Origin of the sequence: Limosilactobacillus pulli, assembly GCF_947381555.1 — a bacterium.
Classification (GTDB): Bacteria; Bacillota; Bacilli; order Lactobacillales; family Lactobacillaceae; genus Limosilactobacillus; species Limosilactobacillus pulli.
This window is the reverse complement of sequence record NZ_CANCWQ010000023.1, coordinates 1-26,016: the sequence shown is the minus strand read 5'-3', so window position 1 is coordinate 26,016 and position 26,016 is coordinate 1. Positions and strand designations below refer to the sequence as shown.

Below are 26,016 nucleotides of genomic sequence, written 5' to 3'. Positions count from 1 at the left end.
AAGCACAGATCGAGGCACTTGTCATGACGAATAATCTAGCAAAATTTGGAATGTTACAAACTAGCAATTGACGTATAATGAATGAAAGGAGAATCATGCCTGTTTTGCCAGCCCAGAAAAAGACTACTTGAATCGGCATGATGCTTGTTCATGGCAACAATCAAAGATATCGCGGCACGTGCGGGGGTCTCGGTCTCTACGGCATCAAGAGCCTTGAATGATAATCCGCGAATCAGCGAGGCTACGCGAGAAAGAATCAAAAAAATTGCCACTGAAATCGGTTATCATCCCAACTATGCCGCTCGTAATTTAACGCGGGGCGAGGCCAACATGGTCGGGCTGGTTTTTCCGGTAACGACCGATGAGGCGCCAGCTAATCCGTTTCATATTGATTTGATGCGGGGGATTGCCGCCGCGCTGGAGTCACGCGACTATTCGATGGTCGTGGCCCTGGCACCTACGCAAGAAAAGCTTTTGCGCGCCGTCAAGTCGATGGTGCTGCAATCCGAGATTCACAACTTTTTATTGTTCTATACTTTGGAGCATGATCCAGTGGCAGCCTATCTGCGTGAGCATGGCTATAATTTTGTGGTTATTGGCCATCCAGAGCGCCATCAAAACGATCGCTATGTCGATAATGATAATGTGGCCGCTGGTTATGCAGCAACCAAGCAGCTTTTGATCAATCATGACGTTACGCATCTGGCATACGTCAGTTCACCAAATCACTGGCAGTATGAAGAGGATCGTCGCTTGGGCTATGAGAATTGTTTGGCAGAGCGTCATTTGCCAGAAGCCGATTGGTATTATGGCAAACAATCAGCCAGCGAATTTTTTGCTCAGCATCCCAACGTTGATGGGCTGGTATGCGCTGATGACATTTTGTTCTTAAAGCTTAATCATGAACTCCAAGAGCTGCACTTGTTGGATCGATTGCCGATTATCTGTTTTAACAACAGCAAGCTTTTAGGCATGCTGCTGCCCGATGTGGAGAAGGTTGATTTACGGCCACATGAGCTGGGTAAAAAGGCAGTTGAATTGCTCTTCAATCCAAACATTCAGCACGCGTTTGTGGCATTTAGAATTGACTAGCAGCTGAATGCATGTCATTGTGTCACTGGATACAGCAACGATTGGGCGGTTCTTTATAATAGAAGCCAAAAATATTTAAAAATTTTTTAGTCGGTTCATTCCTTGATGGACCGGCATTTCTTTTATCTTTTTGCGCAATCGGTTGCATAAATTTGTGTGCAAACGGTTGCGGAAAACGAATTCATTTGTTATATTATAAATTGTTAAAAGTCATGAAGCGCTTACACGACTTGCAATTATTTATTAAGTGGATTTTTTAGGTTTTTAGGATAGGAGTTTTAAGTCATGAGTGAAGTAGAGCAAAAGAAACAGACCTCTGGCTTGCCATATTTGTCCAAGAAAACGATTTGGATGATTAACTTCGGTTTTCTTGGCGTACAGACGGCCTTTACTTTACAAAGTTCTCAAATGAGTCGGATTTTCCAAACGATTGGGGCCGACCCGAACAGTCTTGGGTGGTTCTTTATTTTGCCACCATTAATGGGTATGATCGTACAGCCAATTGTTGGTTACTATTCTGACCGGACCTGGGCACCAAAGCTTGGTGGTCGGCGGCTGCCATACTTGATGCTTGGTACGATCGTTGCCGTTATCGTTATGCTGCTTTTGCCAAACTCAGGCAGTCTTGGATTTGGGTATGGATCGTTTGCCGCATTGATGTTTGGTGCGATTACCGTTGCCTTCTTGGATTTGTCTTCTAACGTTGCCATGCAGCCATTCAAGATGATGGTTGGTGACATGGTTAACGATGATCAAAAGAGTTATGCTTATGGTATTCAGAGTCTGCTGAACAACATTGGTTCCGTTCTGGCAGCCATCTTCCCATTCCTGCTGACTTGGTTTGGTCTGCGGAACACGGCTCCTAAGGGTGTTGTTCCTCCTTCGGTTCGCTGGGCCTTCTACATTGGTGCTATTCTGCTGATTTGTACCAGTGCTTTGACGATGACCCACGTTAAGGAATATGACCCTGAAACCTATGCTAAGTACCATGGTATCAAGGAATCCGACAACACTGAAGGCGGTAACTGGGTTGAATTGCTCAAGCACGCCCCAAAGGCCTTCTGGACGGTTTCACTGGTACAATTCTTCTGCTGGTTTGCTTTCCAGTACCTGTGGACTTACTCAGCCGGTGCAATTGCGCAAAACGTATGGCACACGACCAACGCAAGTACTGCTGCTTACCAGGCTGCTGGTAACTGGTATGGTGTAATGGCTGCTGTTCAGTCAATTGCCGCTGTTGTATGGTCCTACGTATTGGCCAAGTTGCCTAACAAGTACCACAAGGCTGGCTACATGGGATCACTGCTGCTGGGCGCGGTTGGTTTCGCAACGGTCTGCTTCTTCTCCAACCAATACGCTTTGATCCTGTCTTACGCACTGGTTGGTATTGGCTGGGCTGGGATCAACACTTACCCATTGACGATCGTTACCAACGCATTGTCTGGTAAGCACATGGGTACCTACCTTGGCTTGTTCAACTGTTCGATCTGTCTGCCACAGATTGTTGCTTCACTTTGCAGTTTCTTCCTTTACCCAATGTTGGGCAACTCCCAACCACACATGCTGCTGCTGGGTGGGGTCGTTATGGCAATCGGTGCATTCTCCGTTAACGCCATCAAGGAAACGTTTGCTGCTTAGTTTTGACTGATTTTGCAACTTTAGAAATTAATTGAGATTGAGAAAGGATAATATCTTATGAAACGAACTTTTGACGTCGCTCCTTGGAATATCGTAACGACCAAGTGGGCTCCTGAAGACAAACGCCTGCAAGAATCAATGACCAGTCTGGCCAACGAAAACCTCGGGATGCGTGGTTTCTTTGAAGAAGGCTACTCTGGCGACAAGATGGAAGGTGTCTACTACGGTGGCGTTTGGTTCCCAGACAAGACGCGGGTCGGCTGGTGGAAGATCGGTTATCCAAAGTACTTTGGTAAGATGATCAACGGCACCAACTTCCTGCAGCTGACGATCAAGGTTAATGGCGAACAGCTGGATCTGGCTAAGCAGGCACCAACTGACTTCAAGCTGGACCTTGACCTCAAGAAGGGAATCTTTACCCGTGAATTTACGGCTGAAGTTAGCGGTGCCAAGCTGCACTTTACGTTTGAACGTTTTATCAGCGTAGCGCAAAAGGAACTGGTTGGTCAGCGTCTGCACGTCAAGAACCTGGGCAATGCTGAAGCCAAGCTGGAAGTTGCCAGCGTTATCAATGGTGACGTTTACAACGAAGACTCCAACTACGATGAACAGTTCTGGGATGTGTTGGAACAAAAGGCAGCCGGCGAACACGCACTGTTGGTTTCTAAGACGAAGCCAAACCCATTCGGCACGCCTCAATTTACGGTTGGGGTAAAGACTACTACCAAGACGACTTTGGAACATGTTGGCGATGGCACGACCGCTAAGACAGCTGAAAACGACTTTGCTGGGACGCTGGCTGCTGGTGCTGAAGTTGAATTGGAAAAGCGTTCCGTTGTCGCAACTTCACGTGATTTTGACACCCAAGAAGCGCTGGTTGCTCGTCTGGATGAATTAGCTGGTCAACTGGATGGTCAAAGCTTTGATGATCTGCTGGCTCCCCACGTTGCTGGCTGGGCAGAACGCTGGAACAAGGCCGATGTTGAAATCAATGGCGATGACGAAGCTCAACAAGGGATTCGCTTCAACCTGTTCCAACTCTTCTCAACTTACTACGGTAACGACTCACGCCTGAACATCAGTCCTAAAGGGTTCACTGGTGAAAAATATGGTGGTGCTACTTACTGGGATACTGAAGCCTACTGTCTGCCAGTTTACCTGGGTGTTTCCGATCCTAAGATTTCCCGTAACCTGCTGATGTACCGTTATGACCAACTGGACGGTGCTTACGTCAACGCCCAAGAACAAGGCTTGAAGGGTGCGCTGTTCCCAATGGTTACGTTCAACGGTATCGAATGCCACAACGAATGGGAAATCACGTTTGAAGAAATCCACCGTAACGGTGACATTGCCTACGCAATCTACAACTACACCAACTACACGGGCGACAAGAGCTACGTGCTGCATGAAGGTGCCAAGGTTCTGACTGAAATTTCTCGTTTCTGGGCTGACCGGGTTCACTACTCACAACGTCAAAACAAGTACATGCTGCATGCCGTTACCGGTCCTGACGAATACGATAACAACGTTAACAACGACTGGTACACGAACCTTCTTTGCCAATGGACGCTCAAGTACACGTTGCAAGTGCTCAAGGAAGTTGACGCTGACGTAGCTGAAAAGCTTAACGTTACGGACGACGAAAAGCGCAAGTGGCAAGCAATCGTTGACAACATGTACCTGCCATACGACAAGGAACGCGACATCTTCCCTGAAAACGATGGCTTCTTAGACAAAGACCTGAAGCCAGTTGCCGACATTCCTAGCGACCAACTGCCAATCAACCAACACTGGTCATGGGACAAGATCCTGCGTTCACCATATGTTAAGCAAGGTGACGTTATCCAAGGTATCTGGGACTTTATCGACGACTTTACGCCAGAGGAAAAGAAGCACAACTTCGACTTCTATGAACAATACACGGTTCATGAATCAAGCCTGTCACCATCGATCTACTCCATTATTGCCGCTGACTTGGGTTACGAAGACAAAGCCGTTGAACTGTATGGCCGTTCCGCACGTCTTGACCTGGATAACTACAACAATGACACTTCTGATGGTCTGCACATCACTTCCATGACTGGTAGCTGGTTAGACATTGTACAAGGCTTTGCCGGCATGCGGATTCGCGAAGGCAAGCTGCACTATGCACCATTCCTGCCTAAGAAGTGGGATTCATACCAATTCACGCAAGTCTTCCGTGGCCGCGTCATCAAGGTCTTGGTTGACAAGGAAGGCACGCACGTATCACTCGTATCCGGTGAACCACTGACCATTGATCTGGCTGGTAAGGATCTGGAACTGAAGTAGGGGGCATTTTACATGAAGTTTGAAGATCTGAAGGGTTTTGCTTTTGACCTGGACGGCGTTATTGCCGACACGGCTCGTTTTCACACGCAAGCTTGGCATCAACTGGCTGACAAGGTAGGTACGACTTGGACGCCTGAACTGCAGGAAAGCTTGAAGGGTGTTGGCCGGATGGATTCTCTGGAATTGATTCTGAAGGCTGGTGGTCACGAAAATGACTATACGCAAGCTGAAAAAGAAGCATTGGCTGCTGAAAAGAATGACAACTACCTGCGTCTGGTTGAAACCTTGACGCCAGCTGATGTTTTACCAGGCATGCAGGCCTTCTTGGATGATATTCGTGCCAAAGGCTATCAAATGGTATTGGCATCGGCTTCCAAGAATGCTCCTAAGGTATTGAAGTACTTGAAGTTAAGCGACTACTTTGATGGAATCGTCAACCCAGCTTCGGTTAAGCATGGTAAGCCAGCTCCTGACATCTACATTGCGGCTGCCGAAATGATGAACCTGCCTGTAGCCAACGTGGCTGGCCTGGAAGATGCCCAAGCCGGTGTGCAAGCCATCAATGATGCTGGCGAGCTTTCAATCGGTATTGGTGCCGGTCTTGATGATGCTGACATTCGCTTTGACGCAACCAAGGACGTTACGCTGGAAGCAATCAAGGCTCAACTCGACTAGTCAAAATTCGTTTTGAATCAAAAATTCTCTCTCTCAAAATGGTCCGCGAATTCGTTTCGTGGGCCATTTTTGTTTGCTGATGGTCGGTTGAAAAAAACTGAGTAGCCTCGAATAGATTAAATTATTCGTGCCGATCGTTAATTAGTCCATCAAATTGGTGCTAAACTAAAGGTAAAACATCATTTTGATAAGGGGATGAACCAGATGCAATTTATGGATTTAGTACAATCTCGGCATGCCTTTCGCAAGTATGATGATCAGCCGCTGACCAGTGAAGAGCTGCAGCCAATTCTGCTGGCCGCCGAAGCCAGTCCAGTTGGCTTTGGGAAAATACAGCAATCATCAGCTGACGGTGATTCAAGATCCCAAGACGCTAAAGCAGATTAAAAATATCTATCAAGCGCCAACTTTGATTGTTGTTTCATCACCAGATCCTGGCCAGCTAGAGTTTGTTGATGCTGGGATCATCGTGCATAATATGGAGCTGGCTGCTGAAAATGAAGGCTTGGCCGCCAACTATAACATGGCCTGTCTGACCTCGCTGCCGCAAGCGGTAGTTCCAGCCGGGATGACGCCTTGCTTCGCGGTTACTTTGGGTCATACCAAAGAAAAACTGACGACCCGTGATATTGATATCAAACGGATACCCGTTAATTGGATCAAAGAAGGCTAAAATTGATTATCTTGATTTCCCAGGAAATAAAATAATCTTGCTCTAAACTAAAACAGCGTTGCCGCAAGCTTTGATAGCTTGAAGCAACGCTGTTTTTACGTGTACGTATTGGAATGATCGTTTATTCTGCCAGTTGCAGTTTAGCGGCATCAAGATGAAAATAGTCCTGCAGATATTTAGCCAAGCCATCATGATCGTTGTCGAGCGGTGTTACGTCATCAGCAATCTGTTTTATATCGTCAACCGCATTTTTCATGGCAACCCCACGACCGGCATAGCTGAGCATTTCGGCATCATTGTGCTCATCGCCAAATGCAATGATCTGATCAGCACTCAGCTGGTATTCTTTAACTAAATGGCGCAGACCGGCTTCTTTATGCGTGCCGCGTCGAATCAGCTCCATAATTGAATATGGTCCGCCCCAGACGCGTGGCTCAACAAAATCACCGTATTTCTGATTGACAGCGGCCAAAATAGCGTCTTTTTTGGCCGGATCAAACTGAATCGTCAGGGCAATTGGATCGTTGTTTAAATTATGTTCATTGAGGATCTGTTCCGGTGCCAATTTGGCGGGTAAAAACTCAGGCAGCTCGTTGCTGGGATGATCAGCCCAGACGTGGTACTTATCCTCGGCAATCACCATTTTGATTCCTAATTCCTGTTTATGGGCTAAGAGATCAAGTGTCATTTCGCGAGTAACGTTGACCGCGTATTCACCGGCCCACTTGCGATGTGGAATATGGCCCAAGGCACCGTTGAAGTTGATCATTGGTGTCTTAAGTCCAATCTGATCGTAGAGGTGTCCAGAAATTAAATACGGCCGCCCAGTGACGATTGAAACCAGATGTCCTTGCTGACTGAGCGTACGCAGAGTCTTAATCGTATTAGGCGTTAATTTAGATTGATTGTTGAGCGTAGTACCATCCAGGTCGATGGCAATCAAATGTTGCTTCATTTAATTCGTCCTTTCGAAAAAATATCTGGTTAAATTATATCGAGAATCGCTAGGTAAACGCAAATTATCCGAAACCGATAAGACAATCGTGGATTAATGTTTTAAAGGACTGTTGAACTGGCAAAAGCCGCGCTACAATTACCCTAATTAGATCTAGAAAGGAAGATGACGAAATGTCTGCTTTGATTAATCGCAAGGCCCATCGGATTGGTGGCGTTGAGTTTCGCAATCCACGCAAGTTTCAATTATTGGCGGCAACGGTTGTCAGTAGTGCCGTGGAAGGATGGGAGCCAACCGAAGAAGAGATTCGGCTTTTGGGAGATGCGTATGAACATCCGCAGCATGAATTGGATGGGAAATTAGATCGGCTGCGTCACTGGCCTATTCCGGTTGCTGAACCAGCAATTACTGATGAAAAGACTTTGAATCGGGATTTTCTGTACCCAAACGGCACGCTGAAGAACAAGCTGGGGATTCAAGATAAAGCTGATCTGGATGAGCATGAATTTATGCAGGGTTCCTTGGTTGGCTTAAGAATTTTGCAAAGAGGCTTTAAGGTAGATGACGTTGATGATCTTTGCCGCATCAACAAAGCGCTGTTTGGTGATTTGTATGCTTGGGCAGGCAAGCTGCGCAACTATAACCTGACCAAGCAGCAGACGCTTTTTTTGCCGCCAAATGTCTTTGACAATGGCATTCGCTCGATTAACGCTGTAATCACAGATCTAAAAGAACAAACGCTGCCTCAATCAGCTGCATATGCCAGGCTGTTGGATGAACTGAACTATCTGCATCCATTTAGAGAAGGCAATGGTCGGGCAATTCGCATCTTTATTGAACTGCTGGCGAATGAAAAGGGACAGTATCTTTACTATGACGATGAGGATGATGAGTTTATTCAAGCGCTGTATGACTCAAAAATCGAGGTTTTGACCCATAAGATTCATCTGACGGCTTTGGCAGCTGATTAATGCTATAATAGTAAGGATACTTTTATGACGAGGAGCATTTTTTTGTGAAACTACCAACTGCTTTTATTGAAAAATATCGTCAGCTGTTAGGCGATGAGGCGGATGTTTTTTTGGCTTCATTTGATCAGCCAAGCTACAGTGGTTTTCGGATCAATCCACTAAAAAATGGTCAGCCGACTGCCACCATCAAAACCGCACAAGGCAAGATTGAATACGTCACGGATGGCTGGTTTGGAAAGGTTGATGGCAAGTTGCTGGATCATACGGCTGGCTGGGTATACAGTCAAGAACCCAGTGCCATGTATGTTGGCGAAGTCGTTGATCCAAAGCCTGGTGAACGGGTTTTGGATTTGTGTGCGGCGCCAGGCGGCAAGAGCACGCATCTAATTGCTAAGATGCATGATGAGGGCTTACTGGTTGCCAACGAAATCTTTCGTAAACGGGCCAATATTTTGGCAGAAAACCTGGAACGTTGGGGAGCCAAGAATGCTATTGTGATGAATGAGAGTCCGGCTGAACTTGAAAAACAGTTCCCACAGTTTTTCGATCGCATCTTAGTGGATGCACCATGCTCTGGTGAGGGAATGTTTCGCAAGGAGCCGGCGGGGATCGAGTATTGGACACCGGATTATCCAAGCGAGTGCGCCAACCGTCAGCAAAAGATTTTGAGCTCAGCCATGAAGATGCTCAAGCCTGGTGGAACGTTAGTATATTCGACTTGCACGTTTGCTCCAGAAGAAGATGAGCAAAACGCAGCATGGCTTTTGGACAATTATGATCTGACCATGGAGCCGATTCAAAAATACCCAGGGATGGACGACGGTCGACCAGAATGGGGTAATGGCAATCCTGAATTGACTAAGGCAGTCAGATTATTCCCACACCATCTTAAAGGTGAGGGACATTTTATCGCCAAGTTCCGTTTGCAGGGCGATTTGTCTGAAACAGCCGGATCAAAGCCATCAGCAAAGAAAAACAAAAAGAACAGGAAAAAAGGCAACAGTCGCAGTGCTATTACCAAAGAGCAGCGTGAATTATTTGAAAAGTTCGCCCGAGAAACCATGCCAAGCTATCAGGTCAATCATCTGCTTACTTATGGCGATCAGTTATATGATCTGCCTAAGGGAATTGATGATATCAGCCAAATGACGGTACTGCGGCCAGGACTGCATTTGGGTACGTTTAAAAAGAATCGGTTTGAGCCGGCTTTGGCGTGGGCATTGGCCAGTCAGCCAGGTGAGACAGCCAATGTCTTGATAATTAATCATGACCAATGGCGTCAGTATGTTCACGGTGATACGCTGTCAATCAGCGACGGGAAGCCTGGCTGGAAGCTGCTGGTTTGTGAGGGACATGTCTGCGGCTGGGGGAAGCTGGTCGGTCAGACTTTAAAGAATTTCTATCCAAAAGGTCTTCGCTTTTAAAAACCGAGACAAACCGAATTGAAGGTGCTGGGAATAAAGTCTCAAAACAGAAAAATGGCTGAAGATTGCGTGACTTAAAACGCTGATCTTCGGCCATTTCTATTATTAAAGTTGCTTTATCTTCCAGAAAAATTAGTTTTTTTCCAACCTCTTGAATTTAGTTATATGCTAATTGCAAAGCCTGATTTGAGCCACGTCCATTCAACTTGCCCAAAAGGCGAGAAAGCTCCAGCCGTCGCTGCTGATGAGGTACCAAGACGCCCATTTTGTCAGCATTAAAGCCCGTTAGCATCTTATGACCACTAACGATTAATGGACTTTTAAGAATTTGTGGCGTGTTTTGGATGGCCTCGATCAGCTGATTCATAGTTGGTGTAGGATGCTTGGCATATAATTCCTTAGTTGCCTTTGAACGCTCGGATACCAAAGTTTCGGTACCGTCCGGTGAGAGCTCCAGCAGTTGGAGGATTTCATCGCGGGTTAGCGGTTCTTTGTTCAGATTGCGAGACTGAAAATCAAGACTGTGCTTGGTCAGCCATTTTTCTGCCCGACGCTTGGCTGGGTTATTAGTATGAAAATAAAATTTGATCATAGGCAGTTTCCTCTTATTCATATGTTAGGATTCGTGATTATTTTCCTCAAACAGGCCATTGACCGAGATGCGAACGACTTTTTTGATCTGGGTGTCTTTGACTTGAGTGCCATTCAGCTTGGCTTGACGCAAGAGCCACATGATTGGACCTAACAGTAAGGCACCAACCAGGGTTTGATTATCGGCGGTAGCAGCAGCTTTGGTTTCATAACAAAGCTGACAGTACAGTTCATTTAGATTATGGGCAAATGATGCGCCGGCCTGTCTGGCAGCCGGTGTAATTAACTCGGGTGCGGCATGGATGGCCATGATGTAGTTGGCCTGCAAAGGATATTTCATATACTGCTGAGCAAAATACTCGAGGCAGGTAATTAGTTGTTCTTTGGTTGAGTTCGATTTAGCAAGTCGATTATCTAAGCCCGACTCTAGTTCTTGCTTGGTAGCAATGTAGATTTGTGAGAGCATGTCCGTTTTATCGCGATAGTACACGTACGGAGTTCCGGAACTGATACCGGCCCACTTGGCGATCTTACCAAATGACAGCCCTGCAAGACCATCGTGATCGACGATTTCAAAAACGGCTTGGACGATTTTTTCTTTTTTGGTTTGGTCTTTTTCTCTCATGATAATTATACTAAATGATCATTTAGTTAAAGTCAATAAAATCCTGAAAAAAGTTATGAAAAACTTGTTGAATATTCAAGAAAGCGTTATATTGTTAAACGAATGACAAAAAATAGAATCTTTTTAGCGAGTGAGGGATCAAATTCATGCTACTTGGCAGTATTGAAGCCGGCGGGACTAAGTTTGTCTGCGCTGTTGGCAATGAAAAATATGAAGTAATCGACAAGGCAATTTTTCCGACGATTGATCCGGCAACCACAATCGGTAACTGCGTTGCATTCTTTAAAAAGTATCCGGAAATGCAGGCAATGAGTGTTGCCAGTTTTGGCCCAATCGACATCGACAAGCATTCGGCCAAGTACGGCTACATTACCGATACGCCTAAAATCAAGTGGTCCGACTGTAATTTTGTTGGGATGCTCAAGCGTGGCCTGGGACAGAACCTGCCAATCTACTTTACGACCGATGTCAACGGCTCGGTTTACGGTGAATACATCAACTTAAAGGATCAGCTGCCCAAAGCTGACTTGGTCTACTACACGATTGGGACTGGTGTAGGTGCCGGTGCCATTCAGGATGGTCATTTTATTGGTGGCGTTGGCGCACCTGAAATGGGTCACGTTTTGGTTAAGCGGCATCCCGATGATTTAAACTTTACTGGCATCTGCCCATATCATGGTGACTGTTTGGAAGGGCTGCTGTGTGGTCCAACCTTTAAGGCACGGCTCGGCAAGCGTGGCGAGGACGTCAGCGATGATGATCACGTTTGGGACATCATGGCTTATTATGCAGCTCAGGCAGTCATGCAGGTAACATCGATTCTGCGGCCAGCACGGGTAATCTTTGGAGGCAGCGTTTCACGTCCTCACTTTATGGAAAAGGTACGTGTCCAATTTAAGCAGCTCTACAACGATTATCTGGAAGTCGGTGATCTGGATGAATACATCACCAACCCAAGCGTTCCTGGCAATGGTTCGGCAACGCTTGGCAACTTTGCTTTAGCAGAAAAACTGCTTAATAAATAATCAGTTACATAGAATCGCGATGCAGCAACTGCCATCGTGATTCTTTTATTTTGGCCGAAATAAAAGTGAATGCAGAAATTCCCCAGGAAATATCAAAGACCACAAAATAGGGTCCAGCTTGCATATTGGCAGCTGGACCCTAAATTATTGATATTTAATTAATCAGCTTTTTTAGCGGTGTGGGGTGCCAACTTATGCTGAACCCAGCCAAGTACCCAGTCGGTAATGATCGCCATCAAAGCGGTTGGCAAAGCACCAGCCAAGATAATGGCCCCGCCGTTGGTTGCGTTGGTCCCCCGAATGATGATGTCACCCAGACCACCGGCACCAACGAATGAACCGATTGCCGTAATCCCGATGGCAACAACCAAGGCATTACGAATCCCGGCCATAATAACGGAAACCGAAAGCGGCATCTCAACCATGGTTAAAAGCTGCCACTTGGTCATTCCAAGCCCACGACCGGCATCCAGCGATACGGGACTAACACTGTCGAGACCAGCCGCCGTGTTTTTGATGATTGGCAGCAATGAGTATAGAAAATTAGCTACGATAACCGTCTGCGTGCCTAGCCCCAAGACCAGCATCAGCATTGAAACCATGGCTAAAGAAGGGATGGTTTGAATAATGTTGGCAATACTGATGATTGGACCATTCAGATGATGATGACGCGAGATCAGGATACCAAGCGGAATGCCGACTACGGCTGCCAGTAAAACGCCGTAGACCGAAATGGCAAAGTGATGATTGAACTGCTGCAGAACATAGGTGCCATTATGTCCAAGATAGTACCAGAACTGCTGCCAAAGACTCAGACCTTTCATCAGTTGTTGCCTCCTTCAAAGTAGTGGTGCTTAACCAGGAAACGATGCGCAACCGTGGCCGGCTCCAACAGCTCGTCATCGGACTGGTAGTTGAGCTCTTGCATGGTTGAAAGACTGATCTTGCCATCCAGCCGATGCAGAACCTTCTTTAGGTGTGGATCGTGACGAATAATAACGCCTCTAACGACTAATGAACAGTTGTAGGGTGGGAAGAAATGCAGATTGTCTTTTAAAATCTTAAGGTTATAGCTACGAATTCGTCCATCAGTTGAGTAACCTAAAATGACCTGCATTTTTCCCTGCTCAGCCGCATCATAGACCAATCCGATCTGCATTGGATAGACGCGCTTGAATTTAAAACCGTAAACCTTGGCAAAATCGTTATAGCCGTCGCCTTTACGATTCATCCAGGAACTGTCGACCCCGGCTGTCAATTGGCTGGCAACCGGTTTTAAGTCGCCCACCGTATTAAGATTGTATTTCTTGGCATTGGCATGCGTCACCATAAAGGCATAGGTGTCGGCAAAGCCATATGATGGATAACGAATCTCGTCATAGCGTTCCTTTAACAAACGATCAACGGTACGGGTTGCCTTTTTAGGATCTTTTTGGGCTGGCATCCCCAAAGTCCCTGTCAGGTCAGTGCCAGTATAGCTGGTTGCCATGATATCGGCATCATTGTTTTGTAATGCCTTATGTGAAACCGATGAGCTCCCCAGGTTGCTGACCATCTTGACCTTGTAATTGGTATCGTGTTCAATCAAGTCCTTGAGCATGTAGCCCATGATTTGAGATTCAGTTGAGCTTTGGGTTGCAATCCGCAGCGTTTTGGGCTTGTAGTAGGTGGATTCGCTTGACGAGCTGCTGCAGCCGCCAATCCCGATCATCAGGGTTAGGACGCTTAAAAATAGGGCGCCCAGCTTGAGTTTTTTACTCTTGATCATCAGCCACACCCCCTCGACTCGTCACTGGTGTGAGTTTGCGCTCAACGATTCCTAACAGCCAGTCGGCAAGCAGGGCCAAGATGGTAACTGGAATCGTACCGCCAATAATCAAATCAGGCTCATAAAGGTCCAGCCCATTAAAGATAAAGTCCCCTAAACCGCCAGCTCCGATGTAGGATGCCAGCGTTGACCAGGCAATTACATAGACGGCGGCCAGCCGAATTCCGGCCATGATGACGGGCAGGGCCAAGGGGAGTTCGACCATCCGAATCGACTCCCAGTTGGTCATCCCCATTCCCTTGGCACTGTCAATCAAAGTTGGATCGACATCTTCCATGCCGGCATAAGTGTTGCGCAGAATTGGCAGCAGCGAATAAATAAATAGGGCAACGATTGCCGGCTTCACACCGATTCCCAAAATTGGAATCATTAGAGCCAGCAGTGCCAAAGAAGGAATGGTCTGCAGCATGCTGGCAAGGCCAATCACCAATTTGGCAATTTTTTTACAACGGGTTAAAGCAATTCCCAGTGGTACCGCAACAATGATTCCCAAAGCAAGCGAAATCGCAGAAATATAGATCTGCTCCCATGTTTTGACGATCAGCTCGGTCCCATGTGCTTGCAAGAATGCCATCATTATTGCTCACCTGCCTCTTTTAGATCCTGGGCTTGGTCTTTGGCTGGATGGGGATTTTCAGTGGTTCCCCAGACGGCGTCATAGATTACGTCAACCAGTGCTGATCGAGTAATGATGCCTTTTAAGTGATTCTGCTCATCGACTACGGGAACGTATTCCCAATTCCGTTCCAAAAGCGGTTCCGTAATCATCTGCAGTCGCTCATTTTCTTGGATCTTAACCGGGACCGTGTGCTTCATGTCGTCAATGATCAACTGCGGCTGCTGCTGGTTGCGCAGCGTCTTTAAGTCAAGAATCCCAGTCAGATGATTTTCATCATCAACTACCATCAGACTGTCAACGTGGTGTTCGTGCATTTCTGATAAGGCATCGCCAAGCGTTTGTTGAGCGTGAATCTTGATTGGGTTTGGCCGCATGATCTCTTCGGCCGTCAAGTGGTTGACCTTGGCCTGACGGAGACGCTCTGGGCCAATCAGGTTGGCTACGAACTCATTGGCAGGATGGGTCAGGATATCATCAGGTGAGGCGTTTTGGATGATATGGCCTTGATCCATAATCACGATTCGATCAGCCAGCCGAATTGACTCATCCATATCGTGCGTGACCATAATGATGGTTCGTCCCATCTGCTGCTGCAAGCGTTTGACCAGCCGCTGCAGAGCTTCACGCGTCAATGGATCCAGAGCACCAAACGGCTCATCCATCAAGATGATCTGCTGATCGGCAGCCAATGCTCGAATAACCCCGATTCGCTGCTGCTGACCACCTGAAAGCTCAGAAGGGTAGCGATCCAGAAAATCTTCTGGCAACTCAACCATTTTGATCAGTTCTTTTGCCCGCGCATCGCGTTTTTCCTTGGGCCATTTCAATAATTTAGGTACCAGGGTAATGTTGTCACGAATCGTCATGTGTGGCATCAGACCGATATTTTGAATCACATAGCCAATGCTGCGGCGCAATTCTATTGGATCAATATCATGGATGTTTTTGCCATCAACGAAAATATCGCCACTGGTTGGTGTCAGCATACTGTTGATCATTCGCAGCGTCGTCGTCTTGCCCCCGCCAGATGTTCCAATGAAGCAGACGAATTCACCACGCTCGATCCGCAGATTAATGTTTTCAACTGCCACCTTGCCTCCTGGATAGATCTTGGAGACGTTCTTAAATTCGACCATTGGTGGTTTAGCAGCCATATGCATCATCCTCCTTACAGTCAAAAATTAGAATTTTCCAGTCAAATAATTAGGAATCCCTCACTATTCTTAGTATAGGAGCGATACGTTGAATTGTCATTACTTAAAAAACGTCCACTTGTCGCGCAAGTGAACGTTTTCAAGAAAATATCCGGTAAAAATAGTTAATTAAATAGGGGATTTTTATTCTAATAAGTCAAAATAGTATTTTGTAACTAGGTTATAAGCCACGTTGAGTTGCATAGCTGATCAACTCAGGACTTAAAACCACCTCGGCCTGAGTCAGCTCGGCAAAATTATGACAGCCCAGCAGTGTCAACAGACGTGCGATGGTTTCTTGCCAGATCGTCAGCTCACGGTCAAGGGCATCGTCGCCTTCATTCAGCAACGTGTGCAGAAAATGGCCAGCCACGCCAACTACACTGGCCCCCAGCGCACCAGCTTTGATGACGTCGAGTGGGGAGGTGATGCCGCCAGAAGCAATAATTGCGACATCTGGATGCTTAACGGATCGAGCTTCCAAAAGCGATTCCGGCGTTGTTTGTCCCCAATCGTTGAGCATTGAAAGATCAAATTCATGATTGCGTCGATTTTCAATCGCGGCAAAGTTGGTACCACCGCGCCCGCTGACATTAATGTATTTGACGCCAAGGTCTTGCAATAAAGCAACCGTTGTTTTATCCATGCCAAAACCGACTTCTTTAACGATAACCGGGACATCGAGACCATCAACCAGCTGTTTAATACGGTCTTGCCAGAAAAATTCACGATCTCCTTCCGGCATGACCAGCTCTTGGGCAGTATTTAGATGAATCTCGATCGCATCGGCATTTAGGATGTTGATGGCTTCTTTTGCCTGGTCAATGTTGACGCCGGCGCCAACATTAGCAATTACCGGTTCAGTCGGCATTTTTTCCCGGACAATGGCAAATGAGTCTCTGGCGTTAGAATCCTTTAAGGCCACGCTTAAAGATCCGGTTGCCATTGCGAGGCCATGCCGGTGTGCCAAAATTGCCAGCCGCTCGTTGATCTTGGCTGTCTGCCTGCTGCCACCGGTCATGGCTTCAATATAAAAAGGTGCATTCAAAGACAGATTACCTAGGCTGACCTTTTGATCGACCTGACTCAGGGCCATTTCCGGCAGACTGTGGTGAATCAGTCGGACCTGATCAAAGGGATGACTGGCGTGGGATTGCTGGTAGAGCTTTTCGGCCAGTGAGACGTGCTCATTTTTACGATGCGCTTGCAGCGATTCCATAGAATCCTCCTTGGTAGGGTGCATAAAATTCGCGCGTCACGAAACTGCGGCGCGCGAGCTGAATTATTTTGACTATTTGATCTTTAGCTTGTAGCGGCGAATTGAATCGACAAAATGCACCGCTAACGGCAGCTGCTCGATTTTTTTATTCTGCCAAGCCGCTAAGAGACCATCCAGATCGGCATGACCATCAATCGCCACGATGCCGCAGTCGCCGCCGCCAGCACCAGAAGTCTTGGCCGCGCCACCGAAATCCTCGGCAATTCGGCACAGTTCATGCAGAATCGGCGTTTCAATCTGAACTCCCGAATTGGCCCCCAGATTTTTCAGCAGATCGCGATTTTTGCGGATCTCACGCTTGATTACATCCAGATCAGCATGATGAAAGCCTTCGATCATGCGCTGAATGCAGGCCTTGCTTTCTTCCAGAAAATGGTGATACTTATCCTGCTGGCGGGCCTTAAACAAAGAGATTTTGTCGACCAGCCGCGAAGTTGAGGCCGGGCTGCCAGTCCAGCCGATCAAAAGCTGCAGGTTAGCTGGGGCAGTCAGTGATTCAATTTTTAGATCTGGCCATGGCAGTTCCAACAGCGTCGGCAGATCCAGGTATTGGCGCTGTTCAGCCAGCCACTGCCGATCAAACGAGTGGTACGCGATCCAACCGCCATATACCGAAGCTGCCACATCCCCCAATGAGCCATTGCCTTGGACAGCGAAATGAGCGATCGCAGCCAGCTTAAAGAGTTTGTCTTTGTTAACCGGCAGATCATAAAAAAGACACAGTGCCTTGACCGTGGCAACTGTAACCGCGGCTGAGGAGCCCAGACCATATTTCTTGCCATTGGCTGAATCGAGTTGACTGTCAATATAGATGTCGTAGATCTGCAGCTGACGATCCAGGCTGCGCGCATATTCTTCGGTGACGCTGATGGCGGAAAGAATGTAGGCAAATGGGTTATCACGCTGATCAACGACCATCTTATCGCCTTGCCGCCGCCAGAGCAGGGAGTTTTCGTGGTACTGTTCGCTGATGATTCGTCCCGTATCGGCAGGACTGACTTTGATCGAACAGGTAACAAACTGGTTTAATGCAACCAGAATTGCTGGGTAGCCATTTTCGACGACGGCATATTCACCGGCAATATAAAGTTTGCCAGGAGCTTTTGCAGTAATCAATTTTCCATATTCCTCTCAATATTGGTTTATTCTTGATCCAATAAGACTGTTCCTGGTCCAGGCTGGGACACGACCAGATTGTCGGCGCCGAACAGTGGGGACAGGGCAGCTTGAATTTTATTACGGTCGGCCCGATCGTAAATGACTTTCACGTTCGGACCCGCATCCATCGTATAATAACAGTTTGTACCATTGGCGCGCAAGTCATCAACTGCATGCATAGCCTTGAGCGTTGCATCATTGAAGTATGTAAAACCAGGATCAGCTGCCAGATTCAATGCATGCATGCGCAGCGCGTTGGTTTGAGCAATATGGCCAATCTCATTGATGTCGTGCTTGTCAATGGCTTGCTTGATCTTTTGCATATCAGCTGCCACGACTTCTCGCCAGGCTGGATAGTAAGGGGAGGTTTCAACGACATGCTGCATGCCCAGCGTGCTGGAAACCTTTTTTTGCTCGGTATTTAATAAGATTGCCATCATTTCAATTGGAAAATCAACTTCTTCCATGATGGGTTCTGCGTATGAGGTCAGATCATCGATGCCGCGATGCCATTCAACCAGTCCTCCAAAAATTGAGCGCGTGGCTGAACCAGATCCGCGCCGGGCCAGCCGTGACAGATCACGGCGCGACATTTTTAAACCAGCAGCAGTACTGGCGGCCGTGGCTAAAGCAGCAAAGGCTGAAGCCGAACTGGCCAGACCGGCTGCCATAGGAACATGGTTTTCTGATTCGACACGCGCTGCCAGATCAATATGACTCATTTTTCGAACCAGGTCCAAGACTTTTTGTACTTTTTTAAGTCCTTTGTCATTAATGCTTTGACCATCAATGATCAGCTCATCGTGGTCCAGCCGATTGGAAAATTCAACTCTTGTATCGGCATAAAATTCGCTTAAGGTCAATGAGAGACTGTCGGTTTGCGGCAGCATCAGCTCACTGTCGCGTTTTCCCCAGTATTTGACCAATGCGATATTGGTATGCGCACGGGCAGTGGCACTTGTCATTCTTCATCCCCCTTTGCCAGTGGCTGAATCCAGGTTGCAACGGCGCCATGATCCTTTAGAATCCCAGCCAGCTTGCGCGCACCTAGGGCAGTTTTGGTTAGAGCAAACATACAGCCACCTCGACCACCACCAGTGAGTTTAGCACCAAGAGCACCGTTTTGCCGCGCGATGCGAATCAGATGGTCAAGCGACTCATCGCTGACGTTGAGTTCAGAAAGTTCATCTTGAGCCAGGTTCAAGACTCTTCCCAGTTCATCGGCATCATCTCTGCTTAGCAGCTGCTGAGCACGTTTTGTCAACTGTCCCAGGTGTTCTAAGCGATTCTGCGTCGTCTGCGGTTCGGTAGCCAGTAATTCTCTGACCGCCATAATGGCTTCTTTGGTGGCACCTTTGACACCAGTATCGGCAATGACCATCGTAGCATGCAAGTTGAGCTCAATCGGTTGGCCGGGCTGTCCCTTGACAAAATAGATTGGCTGATCAGAGCTGGTCGTAGCCGCATCCAAACCGCTGGGACTGCGATGGGTGATCTGTTCTTCAACATCAGCGAGTTTAAGCAGCGTCGCCCGGTCTAATGACGTTTCATATAAATCAAAAAAGGCCCGTACGATGGCAATGGCAGTGGCGGCTGAAGATCCCATGCCGCGTTCACTTGGCAGCATGCTCTCGATCTCCAAAGTCCAGCCATCGTCTTGACCATCGAAACGTTCCATCAGAGTGCTGATTAATTTTTGAATGCCTGCCATGGATTCGGGCAGACTGGTTAAATTTCCTTGGGCCCAACTGCTTTTGACAACATGACTTGATGTTGTTGCATCAGCAGTGAGCGTTGCCTTAAGTTGGACGTTGGGCAGTGGCAGTGCGATTGCCGGCTGACCATAGACAACGCTGTGTTCGCCAATCAAGATGATCTTGGCGTGACTTTCCCCAATACCTTGCTGTTTCAATCTGAAACCTACTTTCTTCAAAAATGTTTCTCTATCCATCTTAACCTAATCTAGGGATGGCTGAAAGAATTTTATATTTTCTTAAACATAATCTGGTAAAAACGTTAATAATTTTAGACTTCTTACGAATTTTTGGCAATGATTCAAACATGCGACAATGGTCAAGATGACAAATGAATAGTATTATGGTGGTGAGAAATATAACGAAGCACGGTGAAGACAAGTGAAAAAACAGTCAAACACGCGCGAGCCGATCTATTCGGTCGTTGACTTGGAAACTACCGGTACCAGTGTCAAGCATGGCGATCGGATTATCCAGATTGGCTGCGTGCTGGTTCAGGCAGGCCAGATTATCAATCAGTTTGAAACCAAAATCAATCCACGAACCAAGATTCCCCACACCATCGAACAGCTGACGGGGATTACCAATGCCGACGTGCACGATGCACCGTGGTTTGATGACGTAGCAGATACATTGGAGAGTCTGCTGAGCGATACGATTTTTGTCGCGCATAACGTCAATTTTGATTTTCCGTTTTTAAATGCCGAATTTGAGCGTGCCGGGCATCATGCTTTGGCAATCCCGGCTATTGATACGGTGACGCTGGCTCAGATTCTGCTGCCGACTGCCAAAAGCTTTCGGCTGCGCGATTTGAGTACCTATCTTGAGATTGAACACGATCAGCCGCACAGTGCCGCTAGCGATGCCGAGGCTACGGCAGTGCTTTTGATCGATCTTTTGAAAAAGGCTCATGAGCTGCCAACCTTGACCTTAAACAGTCTGGTTAAAATGAAGCTGCAATTGCCAAAGCAGACTGCAATGATTTTTGACCAAGAGCTGGAAAAAAGGCGTCACCATCCTCAACCACTCAGCAGCGATCTATACGTTGCCAACGGCTTGGTGCTTCATAAATCACGGCCGGCAGCAACGCCATTGGCACGAGACAAGAATAGCTACCCGGTAACCAAAAAGGCCAAAGAGAAAATGTTTGGCAATCATCTGCAGTTTCGGGTTGCCCAGTCCAAGATGATGAACAGCATCTATAACCATTATGCTCACGACTCGCAAAAGCCGATGATCATCGAGGCTGGTACTGGGGTAGGGAAGACTTTAGGGTATCTATTGCCGATGGTCTATCAGGCTTATCCGGATCGGCAGGTCGTTGTTTCAACGGCAACCAATCTCCAGCTGCAGCAGATTGCACAAAAGTCAATGCCCCAGCTTAATGCGATTTTGCCATTTACGGTTGCCAGCGTGGTCGTAAAAGGCAACGATCATTATCTGGACCTGGCTAAGTTTGCCCATTCGCTGAGTATTGTTGAGGACTCCAAACTCGTTCAGTTGCTTAAGGCTCGGATTTTAGTATGGCTTTTGCAGACAACCAGTGGCGATATGGATGAATTGAACTTAAATGCGCAACAGTCGCCTTATTTTACAGAGATTCGCCATCATGGGCTGAGAACCTTGAATCCAGATAATCCGTTCATTAAAGATGATTTCTTGGTACGACGCAACCGCCAGCTGCAGCATGCAACGGTTATAATTACCAACCATGCCTATTTAGCCGCCCATGCAGCCGAGTTCAGCCAAGGAACGCTGCAGCCATATCTAGTGGTTGACGAGGCCCAGCATCTGAGCAGCAGCATCTTGAAAAAGGCACGGCAAACCGTGGACTTTCAGCGTTTAACAACGGCAGCGCACGTTTTGGAAAGCCTGGTTAAAGAGGGCAGCGATCGTAATTTGATTGATGTTTTTGCACAATTGCCATTGGGCAGCTATAACGTTGAGCTGCTTCAAGGTGATCTGCAGCAGCTTGATCAATCAATTCTGGACTTCCAAGAGGCACTCTATCGCAGCTTTATGATGAACTCTGTTGGTGAGGATGATCAAATCATCGAGCAGGTTATCAGCAATGAGCGACTGTATGCGCTTTTGGATGCAGCCGGTCCGGTTATGATGAATCTTGAGCAGGCATTGGCCAGCGTGCAGCTGCATTTCTCGGCGCTTGCCCATCTTTTTGATTCGCGCAGTGACAGTTGGCTGGTCAGTGATCGTTATTTGATGAGTCAGTTTGTCACGCAGTTAGCCGCCTTAAATGTAGCTGATGAGGTGCTGCATGAATACGTGCGGGTACTGGATCAAAACAGCACGGCAGCTGTTTTCTGGTTGACGGTGCAGCAGTCGCATGAGCGCAGCACGATGAAACTCAGTGGCGGACTTTTAAGCGCCAGTCACTATTTAAGCGAGCAGATTTATCCATACTTTCAGCCAGCATTGTTTGTTGGGGCAACGCTGTTTACGTCTAAGCGTTCCAATTATCTATATCAGCAGCTGGATCTGAATCGTGATGACGTTAAGGTCAAGCACTTCAAGTCGCCGTTCAACTATCAGCAAAACAGCCGGCTGTTGATTGCCAAGGATGCGCCAATGCCTGCCGATGCCGATAACAGCGAATATATTCATTATCTTAGCCAGACCATCTACCGCTTGGCCAATGAGACTCAGTGCCAGACCATGATCCTGTTTAATTCGCTGGTAACGGTCGAACAAGTCTACAGTCAGCTGCGCAGCACGGATCTGTTTAATCAGCGCGACATTTTGGCCCAAGGGATTACCGGTAATCGCGAAAAGCTCTTGAAACAATTTGCCACTGGTGAAAATTCGGTCTTGTTGGGAGCAGCCAGTTTTTGGGAAGGAATTGACTTGCCAAATAGTCAGCTGCAGCTTTTGATTATTACCAGATTGCCGTTTGATTCGCCTCAAGAAATCCTTAATCGTGCCCAAAGCAGTCTTCTTAAGGAAAAAGGCATCAATCCGTTCTATTACTTGGAGCTGCCCAAGGCGACGATGCGGATGCGCCAAGGAATCGGTCGGCTGCTACGGACGCCGGATGACTATGGCGTGGCCGTCGTCTTGGATCCTCGCTTGAGTGAGCGGCGCTATGGTAAGACGATTCTGCATGCATTGCCAGAGATGATGCCCGTAGCTGAGATTGAGACCGTTGCAGTGATCGAAGCAACAAAAAAATTCTTAAAAAACCATGAACGAGCCACGCAGCGCCAATAGATTTTGTTATAATGCAAGAGATACTGAATTGAATTAGGAAGGAAGGCCGCTATGCAAAGTCGCCGCGAGGTACAAAGAGAACGCAGTCGTGGAGCATCGAAGCGGGTGCTTCGTGATCTGCTGATTCTGATTATCCTAATTTTTTTGGTTGGCTGGAGCATCTATGCTGTCGGTAATCATCCTAAGGCTGAGGCGGAAAGGCAGGCAACCTCAATTGCCAAGCGCTATGCCAATTTAAAGACCCGGACCGGTTTTTATATCTACAATCGCGAGAATACCTATTACACGGTTGCGGGTAAAAACAACAAGGGCCAAAAGATTTTGGTCATCGTGCCGCAGAAAAACGGCTCAGTACGGATCGTCAAGCAAAGCACGGGATTAACCAAACAGCAGGCACTTGCCCAGGTTAAGAGCAATGAGCATCCTAAAAAAGTGCTCAAGGCCGTACCAGGGATCTTTAACGACAAGGTAGTCTGGGAAGTTACCTACCTTAATCAAAAGGGTAATCTCTGCTATGACCTGATCAACTTTAAGACGGGCAGCTTTGTGCAACAGATCAACAATTTATAGTTACATTGTTTGGAGGAATTTTTTGTGGAAATCATCAACATTATTGATGCACCAAAACACGTCAATGAACGCGTAAAAATCGGTGTCTGGCTGACTGACAAGCGTTCCAGTGGTAAGATCGCTTTTCTGCAGCTGCGTGACGGGACGGCATTTTTCCAAGGCATTTTGCGGAAAAACGACGTAACGCCAGAAGTATTTGACATGGCCCGTCATGAGCTGCGCCAAGAAAGCAGCTTCTGGGTTACGGGTGAGATTCATGAGGATGCCCGTTCCAAGTTTGGCTACGAGATCCAAATCGAAGACATCGAACTGATTGGTCAAAGCGTTGACTATCCAATCGGCAACAAGGAACACGGGGTTGACTTTTTGTTTGACCACCGTCACCTGTGGCTGCGCTCCAGCAAGCCTCATGCATTGATGCGGATTCGTGACCGTGTGATTCGCGCCAACTACGAATTCTTCGGTGAACATGGCTTTACCAAGATCGATGCCCCAATTCTGACGGCCAATGCTCCAGAAGGTACGACCGATTTGTTTAAGACCAAGTACTTTGATCGTGACGCTTATCTTTCCCAATCTGGTCAGCTTTATGAAGAAGCCGGCGCACTGGCATTTGACAAGGTCTACAGCTTTGGTCCGGTCTTCCGTGCCGAAAAGTCCAAGACGCGCCGTCACCTGATCGAATTTTGGATGATTGAACCAGAAATGGCCTTTATGCATCAAGAAGAAAGTCTGCAGCTGCAAGAAGAATACGTTGCCTACCTGATCAAGGCCGTAATCAAGGACTGCAGCCGGGAACTGGAAGTCGTTGGTCGTGACCCTAAGACGCTGGAACCATTTACGCAGACGCCATACCCACGCATCAGCTATGATGAAGCAATCAAGCTCTTGCAGGATGCCGGCATGGACGTTAAGTGGGGCGATGACTTTGGTTCACCAGAAGAAACCTACTTGGCCAACCACTTCAGCAAGCCGGTCTTTGTTTTGAACTATCCTAAGTCAATCAAGCCATTCTACATGAAGGGCCACCCAACGCGTGATGACGTTTATGTCTGTGCCGACTTGCTGGCCCCAGAAGGTTATGGTGAGATTATCGGGGGATCGGAACGTGAAACCGACTACGACACGCTGGTTGAGTCAGCTAAAGAAGCAGGCCTAAACATTGACGACTATCAATGGTACTTTGACCTGCGCAAATACGGTACGGTGCCACACAGCGGCTTTGGTCTGGGTCTGGAACGTTTCTTGACCTGGATCTGCTTGCAAGAACACCTGCGCGAGGTTATCCCATTCCCTCGTCTGCTGAACCGAATCTACCCATAGTCAGCAGATAAACCAAACAATAAAAGATCGATGGCAGTTTGGTCATCGATCTTTTTGATTTAGTGGTTTTTAGGGTAGGCGCTTGAAAAAATTTGGTGTCACAAATTTGAGACTTGTACAACCGGCTTTGATTATTCTAAAATGGTTCATGCACGAATAAAAAAAGGGGGATGCTTATGGTAGCGCAGGATTTTTTGTTTTCCTATCTGCAGGCCGGCGAAACGTCAATCAGCAATCTTTTGCTTCATCACTACCGCGAGATTGGAATGACCAGTGGCGAGCTGCTGGTTTATCTGGAACTAAAGTCCTACATTGATCGGGGTATTGAAAATCCAAGCATCACCTGGATTGCGGAAAATCTGCAGACCGATGAGCGCATCGTTTATGAACAGATTCACCAGATGACTGAGCATCAATTGCTGGTCCAGCGAATGAAGCGGGATGAAGAAGGCAAGGAAACGGCCTATTATGACTTTTCGCCGATGATCAATCGCCTGGTTGGTCGCGATGGGCAGATCAAGTCGCAGCAGACGACGGTTAAAAAAGCTACGGCACGTGAAAAGCTGTTTAAAGAGATTGAAAGTGAGTTTGGCCGCCCGCTGACGCCAATGGAGATTACCTATGTTAATGACTGGCTGGATAAGGACCACTATGATCTTGAAATGGTACGACTGGCGCTTAAAGAAGCAGTCGTCAACGGCTCTTTGCGATTCCGCTACATGGACTCGATTCTGCTGAACTGGCGTAAAAATAATCTCAAGACACCTCAAGAAGTTGAGCAGGATAAGCAACGCTACCAAAGTCGCCAGATCCAGCAAGGACATCAGTCAAAACGACCGATTCCCAATATTCCGATTTTTAAGCTGCCTGATGACTAGACCAAATCCCCAAAAACATGTCAAAAAATCAAATCGGCACCAATTTAGATATCTTAGAATTCTTGATTTTAATTATGCCTGTCCATCCCGTGACTTTAGTCATGGGATGGATAGGCCTACTATGATATAATACTTACGTCAATTGCTAGTTTGTAACATTCCAAATTTTGCTAGATTATTCGTCATGACAAGTGCCTCGATCTGTGCTTG

General features: G+C 47.2%; 24 protein-coding genes. 13 read left to right on the top strand and 11 right to left on the bottom strand.

The features are described 5' to 3' along the window. Positions 1-150 precede the first annotated feature (150 nt). From QOS03_RS07065 to QOS03_RS07040, 6 genes are all read left to right on the top strand, one after another. Positions 151-1,092, top strand: a complete 942-nt coding sequence (locus QOS03_RS07065; protein ID WP_283575879.1) for a LacI family DNA-binding transcriptional regulator — start codon at positions 151-153, stop codon at positions 1,090-1,092. 285 nt (positions 1,093-1,377) lie between these two features. After that, positions 1,378-2,730: an SLC45 family MFS transporter gene (locus QOS03_RS07060; RefSeq protein WP_283575878.1), complete on the top strand. Its 1,353-nt coding sequence runs from the start codon at positions 1,378-1,380 to the stop codon at positions 2,728-2,730. 57 nt (positions 2,731-2,787) lie between these two features. After that, complete coding sequence (locus QOS03_RS07055) at positions 2,788-5,040, top strand: glycoside hydrolase family 65 protein (RefSeq protein ID WP_283575877.1); 2,253 nt, start codon at positions 2,788-2,790, stop codon at positions 5,038-5,040. Between the two features lie 12 nt (positions 5,041-5,052). Then, positions 5,053-5,715 carry a beta-phosphoglucomutase gene (gene pgmB / locus QOS03_RS07050; protein ID WP_006499227.1) on the top strand — a complete coding sequence of 221 codons (663 nt, stop codon included), beginning with the start codon at positions 5,053-5,055 and terminating at the stop codon, positions 5,713-5,715. A 204-nt stretch (positions 5,716-5,919) separates the two neighbouring features. Further along, a complete protein-coding gene (locus QOS03_RS07045) occupies positions 5,920-6,102 on the top strand; it encodes a nitroreductase family protein (RefSeq protein ID WP_283575876.1) in 183 nt (60 codons plus the stop codon). Next, positions 6,032-6,388, top strand: coding sequence for a nitroreductase family protein (locus QOS03_RS07040; RefSeq protein WP_283575875.1), 357 nt, complete (start codon positions 6,032-6,034; stop codon positions 6,386-6,388). The genes QOS03_RS07045 and QOS03_RS07040 overlap by 71 nt, the downstream gene beginning before the upstream one ends. Positions 6,389-6,509: 121 nt before the next feature. Here QOS03_RS07040 and QOS03_RS07035 read toward each other — a convergent pair whose 3' ends face one another. Further along, positions 6,510-7,343 (bottom strand): Cof-type HAD-IIB family hydrolase, encoded by an 834-nt coding sequence (locus QOS03_RS07035; RefSeq protein ID WP_283575874.1) that lies wholly within the window; start codon positions 7,341-7,343, stop codon positions 6,510-6,512. A gap of 173 nt (positions 7,344-7,516) precedes the next feature. Here QOS03_RS07035 and QOS03_RS07030 point away from each other — a divergent pair, with 173 nt between their 5' ends. Next, complete coding sequence (locus tag QOS03_RS07030) at positions 7,517-8,314, top strand: Fic/DOC family protein (protein ID WP_283575873.1); 798 nt, start codon at positions 7,517-7,519, stop codon at positions 8,312-8,314. Positions 8,315-8,358: 44 nt separating this feature from the next. Continuing rightward, complete coding sequence (locus QOS03_RS07025; RefSeq protein ID WP_283575872.1) at positions 8,359-9,738, top strand: RsmF rRNA methyltransferase first C-terminal domain-containing protein; 1,380 nt, start codon at positions 8,359-8,361, stop codon at positions 9,736-9,738. 157 nt (positions 9,739-9,895) lie between these two features. Here the strand turns inward: QOS03_RS07025 and QOS03_RS07020 are convergent, their stop codons facing one another. Together QOS03_RS07020 and QOS03_RS07015 are read right to left on the bottom strand one after the other, a co-directional pair. Then, the gene (locus QOS03_RS07020; RefSeq protein WP_169462338.1) at positions 9,896-10,330 is read right to left on the bottom strand and encodes a Spx/MgsR family RNA polymerase-binding regulatory protein; all 435 of its coding nucleotides are present in this window, start codon (positions 10,328-10,330) and stop codon (positions 9,896-9,898) included. A 24-nt stretch (positions 10,331-10,354) separates the two neighbouring features. Continuing rightward, a complete protein-coding gene (locus QOS03_RS07015; protein ID WP_283575871.1) occupies positions 10,355-10,954 on the bottom strand; it encodes a TetR/AcrR family transcriptional regulator in 600 nt (199 codons plus the stop codon). A 146-nt stretch (positions 10,955-11,100) separates the two neighbouring features. Between QOS03_RS07015 and QOS03_RS07010 the strand changes: the two genes are divergently transcribed. Further along, on the top strand, positions 11,101-11,979 hold the full coding sequence (locus QOS03_RS07010; RefSeq protein ID WP_283575870.1) for an ROK family protein: 879 nt from the start codon (positions 11,101-11,103) through the stop codon (positions 11,977-11,979). 158 nt (positions 11,980-12,137) lie between these two features. On the opposite strand, the gene QOS03_RS07005 is transcribed toward QOS03_RS07010, so the two are convergent. The 8 genes from QOS03_RS07005 to mvk form a co-directional block, all read right to left on the bottom strand. Further along, the gene (locus QOS03_RS07005) at positions 12,138-12,803 is read right to left on the bottom strand and encodes an ABC transporter permease (protein ID WP_169462341.1); all 666 of its coding nucleotides are present in this window, start codon (positions 12,801-12,803) and stop codon (positions 12,138-12,140) included. After that, positions 12,803-13,744 (bottom strand): osmoprotectant ABC transporter substrate-binding protein, encoded by a 942-nt coding sequence (locus QOS03_RS07000; RefSeq protein WP_283575880.1) that lies wholly within the window; start codon positions 13,742-13,744, stop codon positions 12,803-12,805. The genes QOS03_RS07005 and QOS03_RS07000 overlap by 1 nt, the downstream gene beginning before the upstream one ends. After that, complete coding sequence (locus tag QOS03_RS06995; RefSeq protein ID WP_272214789.1) at positions 13,734-14,384, bottom strand: ABC transporter permease; 651 nt, start codon at positions 14,382-14,384, stop codon at positions 13,734-13,736. The genes QOS03_RS07000 and QOS03_RS06995 overlap by 11 nt, the downstream gene beginning before the upstream one ends. Further along, positions 14,384-15,580, bottom strand: a complete 1,197-nt coding sequence (locus QOS03_RS06990; protein WP_283575869.1) for an ABC transporter ATP-binding protein — start codon at positions 15,578-15,580, stop codon at positions 14,384-14,386. Before QOS03_RS06990 ends, QOS03_RS06995 begins: the two co-directional genes overlap by 1 nt. A 220-nt stretch (positions 15,581-15,800) precedes the next feature. Further along, positions 15,801-16,838: a type 2 isopentenyl-diphosphate Delta-isomerase gene (gene fni, locus QOS03_RS06985; protein ID WP_283575868.1), complete on the bottom strand. Its 1,038-nt coding sequence runs from the start codon at positions 16,836-16,838 to the stop codon at positions 15,801-15,803. Between the two features lie 72 nt (positions 16,839-16,910). Beyond that, positions 16,911-18,014 carry a phosphomevalonate kinase gene (locus QOS03_RS06980; protein ID WP_169462345.1) on the bottom strand — a complete coding sequence of 368 codons (1,104 nt, stop codon included), beginning with the start codon at positions 18,012-18,014 and terminating at the stop codon, positions 16,911-16,913. A gap of 26 nt (positions 18,015-18,040) precedes the next feature. After that, positions 18,041-19,021 carry a diphosphomevalonate decarboxylase gene (gene mvaD, locus QOS03_RS06975; protein WP_283575867.1) on the bottom strand — a complete coding sequence of 327 codons (981 nt, stop codon included), beginning with the start codon at positions 19,019-19,021 and terminating at the stop codon, positions 18,041-18,043. Continuing rightward, the gene (mvk, locus tag QOS03_RS06970; protein ID WP_283575866.1) at positions 19,018-20,007 is read right to left on the bottom strand and encodes a mevalonate kinase; all 990 of its coding nucleotides are present in this window, start codon (positions 20,005-20,007) and stop codon (positions 19,018-19,020) included. The genes mvaD and mvk overlap by 4 nt, the downstream gene beginning before the upstream one ends. A 184-nt stretch (positions 20,008-20,191) precedes the next feature. Between mvk and QOS03_RS06965 the strand changes: the two genes are divergently transcribed. From QOS03_RS06965 to QOS03_RS06950, 4 genes are all read left to right on the top strand, one after another. Continuing rightward, a complete protein-coding gene (locus tag QOS03_RS06965; RefSeq protein ID WP_283575865.1) occupies positions 20,192-23,035 on the top strand; it encodes a helicase C-terminal domain-containing protein in 2,844 nt (947 codons plus the stop codon). A gap of 51 nt (positions 23,036-23,086) precedes the next feature. After that, positions 23,087-23,605, top strand: a complete 519-nt coding sequence (locus QOS03_RS06960) for a cell wall elongation regulator TseB-like domain-containing protein (protein ID WP_283575864.1) — start codon at positions 23,087-23,089, stop codon at positions 23,603-23,605. A 24-nt stretch (positions 23,606-23,629) separates the two neighbouring features. Then, a complete protein-coding gene (gene asnS / locus QOS03_RS06955) occupies positions 23,630-24,928 on the top strand; it encodes an asparagine--tRNA ligase (protein ID WP_272214799.1) in 1,299 nt (432 codons plus the stop codon). A gap of 176 nt (positions 24,929-25,104) precedes the next feature. Further along, on the top strand, positions 25,105-25,806 hold the full coding sequence (locus QOS03_RS06950) for a DnaD domain-containing protein (protein WP_283575863.1): 702 nt from the start codon (positions 25,105-25,107) through the stop codon (positions 25,804-25,806). Positions 25,807-26,016 lie beyond the last annotated feature (210 nt).

Excerpts from the sequence above, each read along its gene's own strand:
- QOS03_RS07015 (WP_283575871.1), bottom strand. The coding sequence starts at position 10,954 with ATGAGAGAAAAAGACCAAACCAAAAAAGAAAAAATCGTCCAAGCCGTT.
- QOS03_RS07045 (WP_283575876.1), top strand. The coding sequence starts at position 5,920 with ATGCAATTTATGGATTTAGTACAATCTCGGCATGCCTTTCGCAAGTAT.
- mvk (WP_283575866.1), bottom strand. The coding sequence starts at position 20,007 with ATGGATAGAGAAACATTTTTGAAGAAAGTAGGTTTCAGATTGAAACAG.
- QOS03_RS07020 (WP_169462338.1), bottom strand. The coding sequence starts at position 10,330 with ATGATCAAATTTTATTTTCATACTAATAACCCAGCCAAGCGTCGGGCA.
- QOS03_RS07030 (WP_283575873.1), top strand. The coding sequence starts at position 7,517 with ATGTCTGCTTTGATTAATCGCAAGGCCCATCGGATTGGTGGCGTTGAG.
- fni (WP_283575868.1), bottom strand. The coding sequence starts at position 16,838 with ATGGAATCGCTGCAAGCGCATCGTAAAAATGAGCACGTCTCACTGGCC.
- QOS03_RS07055 (WP_283575877.1), top strand. The coding sequence starts at position 2,788 with ATGAAACGAACTTTTGACGTCGCTCCTTGGAATATCGTAACGACCAAG.
- QOS03_RS07005 (WP_169462341.1), bottom strand. The coding sequence starts at position 12,803 with ATGAAAGGTCTGAGTCTTTGGCAGCAGTTCTGGTACTATCTTGGACAT.
- QOS03_RS07010 (WP_283575870.1), top strand. The coding sequence starts at position 11,101 with ATGCTACTTGGCAGTATTGAAGCCGGCGGGACTAAGTTTGTCTGCGCT.
- QOS03_RS07065 (WP_283575879.1), top strand. The coding sequence starts at position 151 with ATGGCAACAATCAAAGATATCGCGGCACGTGCGGGGGTCTCGGTCTCT.
- QOS03_RS06950 (WP_283575863.1), top strand. The coding sequence starts at position 25,105 with ATGGTAGCGCAGGATTTTTTGTTTTCCTATCTGCAGGCCGGCGAAACG.
- QOS03_RS06990 (WP_283575869.1), bottom strand. The coding sequence starts at position 15,580 with ATGGCTGCTAAACCACCAATGGTCGAATTTAAGAACGTCTCCAAGATC.
- QOS03_RS07060 (WP_283575878.1), top strand. The coding sequence starts at position 1,378 with ATGAGTGAAGTAGAGCAAAAGAAACAGACCTCTGGCTTGCCATATTTG.
- QOS03_RS07035 (WP_283575874.1), bottom strand. The coding sequence starts at position 7,343 with ATGAAGCAACATTTGATTGCCATCGACCTGGATGGTACTACGCTCAAC.
- mvaD (WP_283575867.1), bottom strand. The coding sequence starts at position 19,021 with ATGACAAGTGCCACTGCCCGTGCGCATACCAATATCGCATTGGTCAAA.
- QOS03_RS06995 (WP_272214789.1), bottom strand. The coding sequence starts at position 14,384 with ATGATGGCATTCTTGCAAGCACATGGGACCGAGCTGATCGTCAAAACA.
- QOS03_RS06960 (WP_283575864.1), top strand. The coding sequence starts at position 23,087 with ATGCAAAGTCGCCGCGAGGTACAAAGAGAACGCAGTCGTGGAGCATCG.
- pgmB (WP_006499227.1), top strand. The coding sequence starts at position 5,053 with ATGAAGTTTGAAGATCTGAAGGGTTTTGCTTTTGACCTGGACGGCGTT.